The organism is Paenibacillus gallinarum (genome assembly GCF_014836635.1).
In the GTDB taxonomy this organism is placed as follows: Bacteria; Bacillota; Bacilli; order Paenibacillales; family Paenibacillaceae; genus Paenibacillus; species Paenibacillus gallinarum.
This window is the reverse complement of the sequence record NZ_JACSQL010000004.1, coordinates 107608-121921: the sequence shown is the minus strand read 5'-3', so window position 1 is coordinate 121921 and position 14314 is coordinate 107608. Positions and strand designations below refer to the sequence as shown.

The 14314-nt window shown below is 40.2% G+C and carries 15 protein-coding genes; 6 read left to right on the top strand and 9 right to left on the bottom strand.

The window, feature by feature from the left end; genetic code table 11:
• Positions 1-263 precede the first annotated feature (263 nt).
• On the top strand, positions 264-1316 hold the full coding sequence (locus H9647_RS11600) for a 2,3-butanediol dehydrogenase (RefSeq protein WP_191800007.1): 1053 nt from the start codon (positions 264-266) through the stop codon (positions 1314-1316).
• Between the two features lie 145 nt (positions 1317-1461).
• Here the strand turns inward: H9647_RS11600 and H9647_RS11595 are convergent, their stop codons facing one another.
• Positions 1462-2304 carry a tyrosine-type recombinase/integrase gene (locus tag H9647_RS11595; protein ID WP_191800005.1) on the bottom strand — a complete coding sequence of 281 codons (843 nt, stop codon included), beginning with the start codon at positions 2302-2304 and terminating at the stop codon, positions 1462-1464.
• A gap of 337 nt (positions 2305-2641) precedes the next feature.
• Here H9647_RS11595 and H9647_RS11590 point away from each other — a divergent pair, with 337 nt between their 5' ends.
• The gene (locus tag H9647_RS11590; RefSeq protein WP_160037122.1) at positions 2642-3217 is read left to right on the top strand and encodes a hypothetical protein; all 576 of its coding nucleotides are present in this window, start codon (positions 2642-2644) and stop codon (positions 3215-3217) included.
• Positions 3218-3376: 159 nt separating this feature from the next.
• On the opposite strand, the gene H9647_RS11585 is transcribed toward H9647_RS11590, so the two are convergent.
• Positions 3377-3631 (bottom strand): hypothetical protein, encoded by a 255-nt coding sequence (locus H9647_RS11585; RefSeq protein WP_160034999.1) that lies wholly within the window; start codon positions 3629-3631, stop codon positions 3377-3379.
• A 358-nt stretch (positions 3632-3989) separates the two neighbouring features.
• Here H9647_RS11585 and H9647_RS11580 point away from each other — a divergent pair, with 358 nt between their 5' ends.
• The gene (locus H9647_RS11580) at positions 3990-4472 is read left to right on the top strand and encodes a peptidoglycan-binding domain-containing protein (protein ID WP_160034997.1); all 483 of its coding nucleotides are present in this window, start codon (positions 3990-3992) and stop codon (positions 4470-4472) included.
• Between the two features lie 30 nt (positions 4473-4502).
• Positions 4503-5114 carry a hypothetical protein gene (locus H9647_RS11575; protein ID WP_160034995.1) on the top strand — a complete coding sequence of 204 codons (612 nt, stop codon included), beginning with the start codon at positions 4503-4505 and terminating at the stop codon, positions 5112-5114.
• A 494-nt stretch (positions 5115-5608) separates the two neighbouring features.
• On the opposite strand, the gene H9647_RS11570 is transcribed toward H9647_RS11575, so the two are convergent.
• Entirely contained in the window at positions 5609-5857 is a 249-nt protein-coding gene (locus H9647_RS11570; RefSeq protein ID WP_191800003.1) for a hypothetical protein, read from the bottom strand.
• A 612-nt stretch (positions 5858-6469) separates the two neighbouring features.
• On the opposite strand from H9647_RS11570, the gene H9647_RS11565 reads away from it, so the two are divergent.
• Both H9647_RS11565 and H9647_RS11560 read left to right on the top strand, forming a co-directional pair.
• Positions 6470-6892 carry a hypothetical protein gene (locus H9647_RS11565; protein WP_191800001.1) on the top strand — a complete coding sequence of 141 codons (423 nt, stop codon included), beginning with the start codon at positions 6470-6472 and terminating at the stop codon, positions 6890-6892.
• A 295-nt stretch (positions 6893-7187) separates the two neighbouring features.
• Positions 7188-8210: an LLM class flavin-dependent oxidoreductase gene (locus H9647_RS11560; protein ID WP_191800000.1), complete on the top strand. Its 1023-nt coding sequence runs from the start codon at positions 7188-7190 to the stop codon at positions 8208-8210.
• Between the two features lie 100 nt (positions 8211-8310).
• On the opposite strand, the gene sdaAA is transcribed toward H9647_RS11560, so the two are convergent.
• From sdaAA to pstC, 6 genes are all read right to left on the bottom strand, one after another.
• The gene (gene sdaAA, locus H9647_RS11555) at positions 8311-9228 is read right to left on the bottom strand and encodes an L-serine ammonia-lyase, iron-sulfur-dependent, subunit alpha (protein WP_191799998.1); all 918 of its coding nucleotides are present in this window, start codon (positions 9226-9228) and stop codon (positions 8311-8313) included.
• Between the two features lie 2 nt (positions 9229-9230).
• Positions 9231-9908, bottom strand: a complete 678-nt coding sequence (sdaAB, locus tag H9647_RS11550) for an L-serine ammonia-lyase, iron-sulfur-dependent subunit beta (protein ID WP_191799996.1) — start codon at positions 9906-9908, stop codon at positions 9231-9233.
• Between the two features lie 285 nt (positions 9909-10193).
• Positions 10194-11444 (bottom strand): MFS transporter, encoded by a 1251-nt coding sequence (locus H9647_RS11545; protein ID WP_191799994.1) that lies wholly within the window; start codon positions 11442-11444, stop codon positions 10194-10196.
• Positions 11445-11704: 260 nt separating this feature from the next.
• A complete protein-coding gene (pstB, locus tag H9647_RS11540) occupies positions 11705-12463 on the bottom strand; it encodes a phosphate ABC transporter ATP-binding protein PstB (RefSeq protein WP_191799992.1) in 759 nt (252 codons plus the stop codon).
• A 32-nt stretch (positions 12464-12495) separates the two neighbouring features.
• Entirely contained in the window at positions 12496-13392 is an 897-nt protein-coding gene (gene pstA / locus H9647_RS11535; protein ID WP_191800333.1) for a phosphate ABC transporter permease PstA, read from the bottom strand.
• Positions 13392-14312 (bottom strand): phosphate ABC transporter permease subunit PstC, encoded by a 921-nt coding sequence (gene pstC / locus H9647_RS11530; protein WP_191799990.1) that lies wholly within the window; start codon positions 14310-14312, stop codon positions 13392-13394. The genes pstA and pstC overlap by 1 nt, the downstream gene beginning before the upstream one ends.
• Between the last annotated feature and the right edge of the window lie 2 nt (positions 14313-14314).

Below are 14314 nucleotides of genomic sequence, written 5' to 3'. Positions count from 1 at the left end.
TCAAGATATCCTCCTGAACAAACGTATTAAACTAGCATTTAAATTAACTTATATACACAGTAAGAAGGTATTTTAGAATTGACAGTATATAAAAAGTGTGACATATTTGAATCGGAAACGTTTCCTAAAAAATATTGTTTTTTTGTAATAAGAACATGATATTCCTGTGAAGTAGAGCAGTAAATGAGAACTAAAGTGAAAGAAACAGGCCGCTTTATTGATTTACTTGCGAGCTAACTTTTCTATTTAGGAGATGATTTGATATGAAAGCGCTTAGATGGCATGGTGTGAAAGATCTGCGTATTGAACAAATCGACGAACCAAAAGCTCTACCTGGGAAAGTGAAAATCAAAGTCGAGTGGTGCGGCATTTGCGGCAGCGACTTACATGAATATACAGCGGGTCCGATCTTTATTCCAGCAGACGAACCTCATCCGATTACGGGAGAGCAAGCGCCTGTTGTCATGGGACATGAATTTTCTGGACAAATCGTTGAAGTTGGAGAAGGTGTAACTCGTCTTCAAAAGGGAGATCGCGTGGTTGTTGAACCCATCTTCAACTGTGGTAAATGTAAAGCATGTCGCCAAGGTAAATATAATCTTTGCGACAAAATGGGATTCCTCGGTCTTGCCGGCGGCGGGGGCGGTTTCTCTGAGTATGTTGCTTGTGACGAGCATATCGTACATAAAATTCCAGATACGGTTTCCTATGAACAAGGCGCTTTGGTTGAACCTTCTGCCGTTGCCCTTTATGCAGTTCGTCAAAGTAAACTGAAAGTTGGCGACAAAGCCGTTGTCTTCGGTGCCGGTCCTATCGGACTACTCGTAATCGAAGCGCTAAAAGCATCTGGTGCGTCCGAAATATATGCAGTGGAACTCTCTGCTGAGCGTAGCGCAAAAGCTATAGAACTTGGAGCACAAGTCATTAATCCGAAAGAAACCCATGATGTAGTGGAAGAAATCCACCGCTTAACAGATGGCGGTGCTGATGTAGTATTCGAAGTAACAGGCGTGCCGCCTGTACTCGAACAAGCACTCGAAGCTGTCCGAATTGGCGGAGAACTCATGATTGTCAGCATTTTTGAAAAAGAAGCACCGATTCAGCCTAATAAAATTGTCATGCAAGAACGCAGTATCTCCGGTATCATCGGATACCGTGATGTATTCCCAGCGGTAATCAACCTTATGGAGAAAGGCTACTTCCCTGCTGACAAATTGGTAACAAAGCGCATTAAACTTGATGATGTGATTGAGCAAGGTTTTGAAGGTTTGCTAAAAGAAAAGAGCCAAGTCAAAATCCTCGTTAAAGCGGAATAATATAAGTTTTATTACGGGCTGCTGTCTTTACAGCAGTCTTTTTTTGTTTATTTTTATGACGCATTGCAATGGATAGTATTTCACAACCGTTCGTCCTTTAGTTGAATAAGTCGTTGGACCTCTTAAATATAATCCGCCTCTGTTACTAAAAAAATCGACGATACAGTTCTCTCCGACGCTCTCCACGAAGCTGAGCATAGATTTGCGTGGTTGAGGCTTTTTCATGACCCAGCATACCTTGGATAAACTCTAATGGTGCCCCGTTATCAAGCAGCTGGCATGCATAAGTATGACGGAATCGATGGGGATACACATTAGCCTCCACGGCTCCGCGATCTGCTAATCGCTTTAATACCCACCTTAGCGTTGGAATGGCCATTCGCTTAACAGGATTGGTATCAGTTACAAACAAGGCTTTACAGGAGTCTTCTCGACTTGCTAAATATTTCTTCAACCATACTTTACACTCCGTGGTGAAGTAGACTTCTCTTTGCTTTGAACCCTTCCCGTTTACAATGGCAGAGCAATTCTCCCAGTTTAAATCCTCCATATTTAATTTCTCGACCTCTCCAATCCGGCAACCAGTGCTGTAGAGAAACTCTAGTAGAGCTCTTTCTCTTTGTGTCTGGCAAGAAATCTTCAGATGAATTACATCTTCCTCCATCAAAAACTTAGGAATTCGCTTATCCATTTTTGGCTCACGTAATTTGAGCGAAGGGTTAGTCTGTAAATAGGTTTCTTCATATGCATAACGGAATAAGGATCGCACAAAACGGATGCGGTGCCCTAAACTACTGGGCTTTAATCGATTGGATTGCTTTGCTAGGTATTCCTTCAACAGGTTCAGAGTTACCTCGGAAATATCTATATCCCCAAGATCTGTAACCAACATCCTGAGCTGTAAAGCATATGCTTTCAATGTATTTGGGCTAAACCCCTGAATTCGCTTGTCTGCTTCGTAATGATGCCAAAGTTCACTTAAAATCATAATATAACCTCCTACTAGAGCGATTAATTCTAGTTTGCTACTAATAGAAGGATTATAGACACTAGATTAAACTAACGTTTTTTCGTTAGTTCAACCAATATTTTGATTCGTAGTAAGACCTTCTAATTTTTTGCAATCATAATATTGCTATCGACCATATTGTTAAACTAGAACTAAGGGAATAAAAAATAGATCTAAATATTCATGTTGAGACAAAAGTAAAGTATTTTGTTGATATTAATATTAATATCCATTATTATCTAATAAGCTAGAGTTATTGGTGAATAAAACCATCTCTAGATCTAAAACACAGCTAGATTTATCAGGGGGAAACATCATGAAAAAGTTTTGGAAAATCGGTCTAACAATGTCTTTATTAATGGGGGCTATTGGTGGGACAGCAAGTGCAAGTGTTTCTAGTGATGAACAAAGAGTTCTAGAAACAATAAATACGGCGTATAGTGCAGCTCAAAATCTAGATGCAACAACATTTGCAGAATTGACTACAGATATTAAGTGGGGTTCTGAAGAGGAACAATTAGATATCGTATCCGCATCTTATGAGATTCTAAAGAATAGTATAGTAAATGAAACAGCTGAAAATGCAGATCTTTTACTTTCCTTTAAAGTAGGAAATGCAAATAAAATAAATGAAGAAGAGTATTCAGTAGAACTTACTCAAACTTTCTCACAATCTGGAAAGCTTCCAACTTACAATGTACCTGTTAAATTAGTAAACGGAGTATGGACAGTCGTTCTAGAGAATGTTATTTTGGTTAACAAGGATAACTCTGAAGCCATTGAAATTCTTGAGAAAACTAGTAAAAATTTTAAAAAGACAAGCTCGCTAGAATTATTAGGAGAGAATAGCAAGGTTGAGTTATTTATAAATAACAAACCTTCTCTTAATTAGTCTGAGGCGATGCCCAAATAGCTTAAAGAAAAAGCAACCGGTCTATTGATCGGTTGCTTTTTCTTCTTGAACTATCGTTTACTCGTTAGTTCAAGAAGAATGGATTTTTCCCTAAAAACACAGTATTACATATCGACAGCTTTTGTTAAAGGGATAACTTCAAACAGACTTCTTTATTCCTTTACTTAGCCCAATAATTAATAAAACTAGTCCAAGTATCAAGAAAATCCCTACAAATAGATTATCAAACACACCAGGCATAGCTGGTTCAGTTGTATAAGATCCAGACCCGTTTATTTTTACTGGAGCCGATTCACCAATCCATTTAAAAACTGCAATAAATCTTTCTAATGTGAACAATATGCCACTTAATGCAATCAGTCCCAGACCAGATATAAAACTGCTCTTCCACATTTGTTGTCACCTCGCTTGAAATTAATTATAAAACTAATTGACTAACAATACCATTTGGTATCATACAATGGCGATTATCGCAATAACTTATTGCACTATTCTGCCGAGTAGCTTAAAGAAAAGACGTTAGAATATAATTAGCTATTTGTCTAATAAGAAACAATAGAAATAGATCGTAGCAAATGAAAGTATTGCGCTGTCATATTGGCTTTGATCAAGCACTTACGTTATTTCCATAAATATTAATTTTATTTTCCAAAATATTCTTGACATATTATTAATATTTTAATAAAGTGTATATCTATTCCATCACAACAAAATAAGTGTTATGACATCAAGAATTGGAGAGAATTATTTAATGGTTATTGCAAAAAAAACGAGGTACACAGCACTATTATCTTCAGTAATGTTGGTCGGAAGTTTGTTGATTGCAGGAAATGCTAGCGCTGAAATCTTTACTATCTATCCGACGCTGAGTTCAGGTTCTTCTGGTGGATATGTAGAGTCTTTACAAGCAAATCTATGGTCTTCAGGATTAAAGTCAACAGTAGGTGATATTGACGGGAAATATGGTAGTGGTACTGGTACAGCTGTGAAATCCTATCAATCAAATGCAGGACTTACTGCTGATGGTATTGCTGGTCCAGCTACTTGGAAAAGTATGAACAAATATGTTGTTAATGTTGGGTATGATCAATTTTATTATAGACATTCTGGTAGCACTACTTTTGAAACTTTTTACAGATCAACACCTAACGGAGACGGGTATGATTGGAGATATGATTTGCGTTATAAGAGCAACCAATACGTAGTGAAAACGGGCATTGTATACTCATATTAAAAATTCAAAGTATAAAGGAGAAAAATGAAAATGAAGAAAAAAATACTTTCCACTAGTCTTGCTGCTGCCTTACTTCTTGGAGGAGTTTACACTTTTAATGCATACGCCAGTGATGAAACAATAACTAAAACAACTACATCTGAAGTTAAACAAACTTCTGATGTTTCTGCTGACTACTCTTACACAACTACTCCTTTACTAGAGGCGGATCATGCTGGAAATCATATACCTTTGGACTTGGTGAATAAACCTCTTTCTAGTAATACTATTTCTAAGGCGGTAGTTTCAGAAATTAGTGAAAATCCAATTGTTGATTTGAACGCTCTGGCAACTGATTATGGTAATGAAGTCCAAACAAGAGTTGATTATAAATTGAAAAGTGGTTCTGAGATTCAAATTTTCCAAAACGATATACAGGGAACTCCAGAATCTACAGTAGAAATGTTCAAAAACTCTGACCTTTATGCTTCTTCAGAAATCTATGTAGAGGAAATCAACGGCCATAAAGCAGTAATTGTAGATGGCGAACCAAGAAAAGTCGTAAATTTAGTATCTAACGATCATCTCTATGTTATTTTTTCAGTAGACCTTGATGTGAGTGCTGATTATCTAAAAGAGGTAGCAAAGCAAATCATAGAGTAGTAACATTCTGTGTGATGTAACCGTATTATATTCCTCTGAACTCTTTGATTATTTGATCAAATATCAAAGTAAAATAAAGACAATAAACCCCTTGGCATTATGCTGAGGGGTTTATTGTCTTTATTCGCCATGATAAGGTATACCTTTTGTCCAACTAAACTATCCTGCCGCTTGCAACTACCCACTGGCAAGTTGCTCCCTGCTGTGTTCAACTATCGTTTTTACAGTTAGTTGAACGTTACTTCACAGTGTTATGTAGGTGATAAATTGCCTCTTAGATGCAAGGAACAAAAATGGTAGCGTCAAGAATTTAATTGGATTTGTTTGCTTTTATTTTTAGTTCAAGCAATAAATTCAGTTTTATCAATATTTTAATAATAAGAACAAGTAAAAATACTCCACAAACTGCTCCGACCATTATCATGATAGTCCAAAAATAGGCCAAATCGCGAATAGAACATCATTCACTTTTAGAATATCTCCTAAGATTAATATCAAAACTTATTATTTCTATAGAGTCCATACAAAAAAGCAACAATTCCAATGACCAGAAAAGAGATTACAAAAACATTATTTTTGAGATCCACCCATGGTTCGCTCGAAAGTACGTCACCAGAAAAAGATGCTAGTCCTTGTGCGCGTAGTCCATTAGAAATCCAGTTTGCACATCGTTCCAAGGTATACAGAAGACCAGAAAAAACCACAAATATTATTCCAGTAATTTCATAAAACTTTCCTTTCATTTAATCACACCTTTGCATTATCTTTCCTTCTCAATGCTATGCCCGTTTATACGCTTACTTTAAATAACGAAAAGAGACAAGGATTAGTTGATTAATGGTCCTTCACCTACGTACTCTAACATTGCATTAAATAATTGACTGCTCCATGAAGAAACACCTGATCCAAAAATAGTTGCTGATAAATACCGCACTCCATAAAGAAAGGCAGATATACATATCAAAATGAGCCATCAGTTCTTCTTTGCATAGTTTCCTCCTGGGTTTATTTAAGCTCGCAAATTGTATGTAACGACTCCTTCACTAACTTCGCGAAGTGAATTAAACTATCCTCCCCTATTGCATAACTTAAAGGGAGCAACGTCCCAGATTTCGTTTTTGGCCTACTCAACTATCCTGCCCGTTAGCTTAATGAAGTATCATGAGTCTAAATTAGACTCTCAAATAACGACACCACTCGTTTTGACAAATCAGCACGCACGTTCAGCTTTTTGTTTTGTTCTGAATTGGATATGGAGTATATAGGTTGCGTACACCACCTAGAATAAATTAAAGATATTGGAACTTTTGTTACCTGCCTATCGTCTTTACTTGTATTAATAAGGAGGTAAAATTATGCGCTTGGTACCTATTGTACTAATCATATCTTTTTTATTAGTTGGCTCCTGTAATAATGCCGAATCTGTAAGTAACAATAGCGTAAAGCAACATACAGATTCTACTCTTACAATGGAAGCCATCGTATTAGGTAAGCAAGAAAAAACTACTGTCAAACAAATATTAATCACTGAAGATTTGGATAATCCTGAAATAGCGTCTAATTTAAACAAGATAACTGAGCAATCGTCTCAAGACATCATTAGATCTCAAAAATATGATCTATTTTGGCTAGACCTAAAAAAAGTCAGCGAAACTGATGTTAATATCCAAGATATAAAGGTGGGTTCCATAATTCGCTTCAAGGTCGAAAACGAACAATTGGATACCATGCCTCCTACTATTACTGCAAAAGAGATTCAAATCATTGATTCAAAATAAAACAGAAATAGATCAAAAAAGTCGTCAGCTCTTTTGTAGCAAGAGAGAACTGACGACTTTTTTCGTTCCTAAGACCCTTTTATTTAATTAGTTATATTCATTTCACCCTATTAGATGTGTAAGGTGTCTATATCCCTCCATAAAATTACCAATATAAAATCTTCTACTTTACCCTACTGTCACACATACATATATATATCTATATTTTATGTTATAATAGTAAGATTACGATTTACATATTCACAAATGACTTATATATAGGAAGAAACAATCCTAGCGTACAGGAGGTACACACATGAACACTGAATCACAAACACAAAGCAAATCGTTAAAAGATATTCCTTTCTCTATCCTTGACCTAGCCACTGTTACGGAAGGCTCTAACATCCAGACGGCACTGCAAAATTCCCTGGATATTGCAAAACTAGCTGATGAATTGGGTTATAACCGATTCTGGCTTGCAGAGCATCACAACATGCCGGGGATCGCAAGCTCAGCTACTTCGGTTGTCATCGGCCATATCGCTGGCGGAACCAAACGAATTCGCGTCGGCTCCGGAGGCGTAATGCTCCCTAATCACGCTCCACTTGTGATTGCCGAACAGTTCGGTACACTCGAATCTCTATTTCCTGGACGGATTGATCTTGGACTTGGCCGTGCTCCCGGCTCTGATCAGCTGACTTCTCGCGCACTGCGCCGAGGACCTGGCAGTGACGGACAAGATTTCCCGCAGCGTCTTGAAGAACTACAAAATTACTTCCATCCGACATCCAGTTCGTCTATGCAAGTGCATGCCTATCCTGGACGTGATTTAGATATTCCGATTTGGCTGCTTGGTTCAAGTGGTTTCAGTGCAGAACTTGCCGGACGAAAAGGTCTCCCTTTCTCTTTTGCGAGCCATTTCGCTCCAGATTACTTACTGCCTGCGCTTGATATTTACCGGTCAAGCTTCAGACCATCTGAAGTGCTGGATAAACCTTATGCTATGGTTGCTCTAAACGCTTTTGTTGCTGATACGGATGAAGAGGCTCATTACTTATCCACTTCACATAAGAGACAATTCCTAAATATGATCCGCGGACGTTTTGGACTCATGCAGCCGCCGGTGGACGAACTCGATTGGAACATGCAAGAGAAAGCGATCGTTCAAAACCAGCTTAGCTATTCGGTGATTGGCAACCAAGACAGTGTTCGGGAACAACTCGAACGTTTCCTTGCTCAAACGGGTGCAGACGAATTCATGATGACTACACCGATCTATGATCATCAGGCGAGACTCCACTCGATCAAATTGCTTGGAGAACTGATGAACAAATAATCATCTTTGCAATCAAAATCAAAACAATTCTATATATAGAAAGCCGGAAGGCGAAACTCTCATCGTTTCGTTTTCCGGCTTTTTTCGTCATCCATATTTATTATTTTTCTTTGGAGCTAAATTCCGTGTCTTGCGTTGTTTTCTTTGGCTTAGCTAAATTTTCGGTAATCTTCCGTCCTGTCGGCGTTTGAGCAAGACCGCCTTGCGCTGTTTCCCGGTGGCGACTTGGCATTGCACTGCCCACCTCCAGCATCACATCGATCACTTCATCAGAAGGTATTGCACTTCTTACACCTGCCAGTGCCATATCTGCCGCCGCCAGTGCAGTTACCGCACCTAAGCCATTACGAACAATACATGGGATCTCAACAAGTCCTGCTACCGGATCACAGATCAGCCCCAGTGTGTTTTTCAGTGCAATCCCTACCGCATGGACAACCTGCTCAGGAGTTCCTCCGCGCAGCTCAACCATTGCACCGGCTGCCATTCCAATGGCTGAACCCACTTCAGCCTGACAACCTCCTTCTGCGCCTGAAATAAAGGAGTTATTCGCAATCACATATCCAATCGCACCGGCACAAAACAGTCCATTCACCATATGCTCATCGCTCCAGCCAAACCGTTCCTGTGCACTAAGAAACACACCGGGAATAATTCCAGCCGAGCCGGCTGTAGGAGTCGCAACAATTCGCCCCATAGATGCATTCACTTCGGATACGCCGAGTGCATATGCCATGGCAAGAGTGGAAGCATCTCCCGAACAACTTTGATTATTTTGCAAATAGTCTCGAACACGCTGACCATCCCCGCCAGTGAGACCGCTGCGGGAAGTTGTATCTTCCGTCATCCCTTTATGAACGGCTTGTTTCATAATCTCGTAATAATCAGCCATTTGTTGAACCACTTCTGTCTCAGAAGTGCCTGTTTCCTTTACTTGTTCTTCAATCATTAAGGTGCCAAGTGTCTTATTTTCTTCGGTACAAATAGCATGAAGTTCTCTTAGATGTTTAAAACGCATCCTTATATTAGCCCCTTTTTCAAATCAATTACTTTACAATCCAGAATATTTGGAAGCTGAATAAGTTTCGTCAGCACCTCAGGACAAGGAACGGTATCCAGCTCCATCGCAGTTAATGCTTCGCCCTCTCTTGCTTTTCGGTCTACCTGCATAAAGCCAATGTTAACTCCCGACTCACTGATGATGGAAGTAACAGAAGCAATGACCCCTGCTTTATCGATATGGCGAAGGACAAGTGCGGGGAAATCCCCCGTCAGCTGTACTCGGAAATCATTTAAATGAGATACGACTACGCTGCCTCCTCCAATTGAAGCTCCCATCATGGAACAGGACTGATCGTTTACCTTTAATTCAAATTTCACTGTATTGGGATGGGCAGCAGGAAGTCCGCTTGTCACAATCTCATACTGCATGCCAAGCTTCTCAGCCCATTCTTCTGCATCAGGTATACGGGGATCATCGGTAGCCATATCCATTAGACCACTTATAAGAGCCAAATCAGTACCATGACCTTGATATGTATCTGCAAAAGAGCCATATAACGTCATTTTTGCTTCGACTGGTTGTTCCCCAAGCCACTGACGAGCAATACGTCCAAGCTTAACAGCTCCTGCTGTATGGGAACTCGATGGACCCGTCATTGCTGGCCCGATGATAGAAAAAACGTCTTTAAATCTCATGTTGTACTCCCCCATGTGTGCATGTATTACACGTGAAGACTGCAAGCATGCCCTGCAATCTCCCGCAAAAAAGGACAGAAGAAGGGCATATCACTCTTCTCTGTCCTTGGTATTTGAATGTTTCGCTACTTACCAATATAGCAATACTCAGATTAATCGAAACAAGTTGGCGGTGTCAATAATAACTCTAACATCCATCAAACGAAGGGATCTATATAAGTAATTATCCGTATATTCTTACTTATTCCCCCTACTGTCCCCGCTGCGTACCCGTTCTATGCAGCATCAACTTGAATGGTTCACGTTCACTTTTTCTTCGTAATATGAGATTGCCGATTTCTTAAGACTCGCTGCCCATAACACGAGAGAAAGAACGATAAGCACTACTGAGATGGACAAATATAAAAGCCTAAGTGAAAACAATTCAGCAACAACCCCAAAAACAATAATAGCTATAATCTGCAGTAAGCTAATCAGGATTCCAAATACACTCGTGATTCTGCCCATCAACTCAGCAGGTACATTATTTTGATAAAAAGTAATCATTCCGGTATTGGAAAAAGAAGAAAAGAATCCAAGCAGAACAAAACCCAGGGTGGCCACCGTGAAAGAATCAGATACCGAGAAAATCAAATATCCCAGTGATACAAGAAGCATCCCGCCTCCCATCATATGCTTCAGTGGCAGCCATTTTACCAGCAAAGAATTGACAAAAGCTCCTGCAACACTGCCTGCCCCTGTTAAACTGATGATCAATCCATATTCCAGCTCCGATAAATCCAATACTTGAATGATAAACACTACTTCCTGAGAATCCAGAGCCATCCCTATCAGCAAAATCAAATGATAAAAGCTATATATAAACATTACATAAAATGCGATACGAGTGAATCCTAGCACCTCTGCCCAGTCACTCACAACCATCCGTATCGTTAAACTTCTACTGCCAGTAGAATCCGTCTTCTTCACATCAAGTTTAGGTAGAAAAAATAGAATCACAGCCGAGATTAAAAAAGAAGCTGCATTCAAATAGATGGCCATATCAGGTGTTGTATACATAAGCATAACTCCCATTATGGCAGGCCCGATCAGAAAAGCACCAGAAGAGGTCAACCCTTGAAAAGCATTAAACTGCTTCCGGTCTTCTTCCGGTATTAGTCTAACAATGTAGGCCTGTGAAGCAGGATGAAAAATAGATGAAGCCATGCTGACAAACATTAAGCAGCCGTATATCATCCATAGATCAGATAATAAAGGCAGCAAGGCTACAAGCACTGCCCGAATGACATCTGTGAGTATCATAAGTTTTCTTTGATCATAGCGGTCAACAATACTTCCAGACCAAAATTTCGTAAGTATGGATGCAAGCGGAGCAATAATCCAAAGTCCAGCGACAGCAGCTGGTGAACCGGTCATATTTAGAATGAGAATATTGATTGCAATAAGATAGATAAAATCCCCAATTCGGGATATACCGATACTGCCAAGCAGCAACCCTTTTCCCCACCAGTGGGAATAACGTTTATGTAACATCATGAATGCCTCTTTCCTTTTTTTTGTAAATAATCATTTCTAAATATAACAGATTATGACATTTTACGGAATAAAGGGAGAGGCAACGCTGATAAAGAGTGCTAACTTCTTTCGAACAAGCTAGAGCTCGAAAGAACTAATCACGAATGAAAATTTATCATATAGATGATATGGCAACAAGGCCAAGGTCACCTATTCAAGGTAACCTTGGCCTTGCCATGTCTTACTATCCATTTGAAATTGTTAGCTATTAAAATCTACTCTTAACCGAAACGTCCCATAATATATTCTTGAGTGGACTGATTCGTCGGATTGGAGAAAATTTTCTCCGTTACATCACGTTCAATCAGATTTCCCATGTAGAAGTAGGAGGTATAATCTGAAATCCGTGCTGCCTGCTGCATGTTATGAGTCACGATGACGATACGTAATTCTTTTTTAAGTTCGGTGATAAGTTCCTCAATCTTCCCTGTCGATACCGGATCGAGTGCAGATGCAGGTTCATCGAGCAGAAGAATTTGCGGCTCAACCGATAATGCACGGGCAATACATAGACGTTGCTGCTGTCCACCAGATAGTGCAAGGGCTGAATCTTTAAGCCGATCTTTTACCTCATCCCATAGCGCTGCACGGCGCAGACTTTTTTCCACAATCTCATCGAGTTGCTTCTTATTCTTCACTCCACGATACTTAGGTCCGAACGCAATATTGTTATAAATCGATTTGTGAAAAGGATTCGGCTTCTGCCACACCATTCCGATTTGTTGGCGTAGTTTAATTACGTCAGTTCCCGGTGCATTCAGATCTTTTCCGTTCATCCATATATGACCTGTAACTCTAGCACCCGCAATCTCATCGTTCATGCGATTTAATGAACGAAGAAAGGTGGATTTCCCGCATCCCGAAGGACCAATCAGTGCCGTTACCGTATTCTCAGGAAACTCCATACTGATTTTTTTTACCGCTTCTTTTTCCCCGTAAAAAACACTTAGATCCTCTGTACTAAATGGTTGTTGTGCCATTACAGCTGTACCTCCCTATATACAAAAAAAAATTAGTTCATGCGTTTCGCAGCAGTCATCCGGCGATATACAAAACGTCCAAGCCAGCGAGCGAATAAGTTAAATAGCAGAACCATAATCACGAGAACAGCAGAAGCACCCGCTGCGATCTCAGCAGCATCCGGTTTAAGCTGCTCACTATTTACTTTCCAGATGTGTACGGCAAGTGTCTCTGCAGGGCGCATCGGATTCAGCGGAGATCTCTCACTGAATGGATTCCAGTTCGTAAAGTCGAGCGGCGGACTACTCATTCCTGCAGTAAACATCAGAGCAGCTGCTTCACCAAAGATCCGGCCCGCTGCAAGAATCGTTCCTGTAATCATGGCTGGCAAAGCTACAGGAAGCAGGATGGAAGTGATAATCTTCCACTTCGATAAACCAAGAGCAAGTCCAGCCTCTTTTTGTGCTTTAGGAACCGAACGGAAAGCTTGCTCCGTTGTCCGAACCATAAGCGGCAGGTTGAATACGGCAAGTGCAAGTGCACCTGACAGAAGAGAAAATCCAAAACCAAACGTATTTACGAGAACAAGCAAACCGAAAAGACCGATAACGATGGACGGAAAGGAGGATAATACCTCAACGACCAAGCGAATCATGTTTGTAATTCTACCTGGTTTCGCATATTCAGCCATATAAATTCCGGCTCCCCATCCAAGCGGGATCGTAATAATCAGAGTAAGGATGAGAAGGTATATAGAGTTAAATAGCTGTGGTCCAATCCCGCCACCTGCCCGCAAATTTTGTGGTTTGCTAGTTAGGAAATCCCAACTGATATGTCCAATTCCTCGGAAAATAATAAATCCAAGAAGACCTACCAGGATGGCCACAATCGCAAGTGCAAAGGTAACGATAACCCCAGTAGCAATTCGATCGACTGTTTTCGGCTTCATCATACCCGATTTCTCCTTTCAAGCAAGCGAACAAGTAATACAAAGATAAAGGTCATAAGAAGAAGCACAAGCGCCATACTCCACAGCGCGTTATTATGAACAGAACCTGAAGCTGTATTCCCCATGCTAAGTGTAATTACACTGGTGAGTGTTGATGCAGATTCCAAAAGTGAATTCGGAACATGCGGTGCATTACCAATCACCATCTGTACAGCAAGTGCTTCACCGAAAGCCCGTGCCATTCCGAGAACAACTCCTGTTAAGAGCGCAGGAAGTACCGTAGGAATGACTACACCTGTTATGGTTTGCCAGCGAGTTGCACCCAGTGCATAGGAAGATTCTCTAAGACCACCAGGCAGAGAAGTAATGGCATCTGCCATAATACTTGTAATCGTGGGAAGAATCATGACAGATAACACAAGACAGCCTGCTAAAATACCGACCCCAGTACCTCCAAAGATCGAACGGATCAGTGGAACAATGACGGTAAGTCCAACAAATCCATAAACAACAGAAGGAATACCAGACAAGAGTTCAATGGCTGGCTGCAGGATTCGCTTTCCTTTACCTGGTACAATCTCAGTCATGAATAAAGCGGCACATAATGCTAAAGGACTTGCAATCAGTGCAGCAAGAATCGTTACTGTAAAGGAACCTACGATAAACGGAAGTGCGCCATAGGCAGGTTCATCACCTGTCGGATTCCAAGTTCCGGATGTAAAGAACTCTAGTGGACTCACTCCATCTTTCATAAAAGTAGTTAAGCCTTTGGAAGCAACAAAAAAGACAATCGATATAATAACTACAATAAGAAAGACTACACAGATGGACGTATATATTTTACCGATCCAATCTTCATAATAATGCTTTTCCCGTTTCGGGCGAGGTTTGTGCGCATGATCCGTGTTCGCTACACTCATCA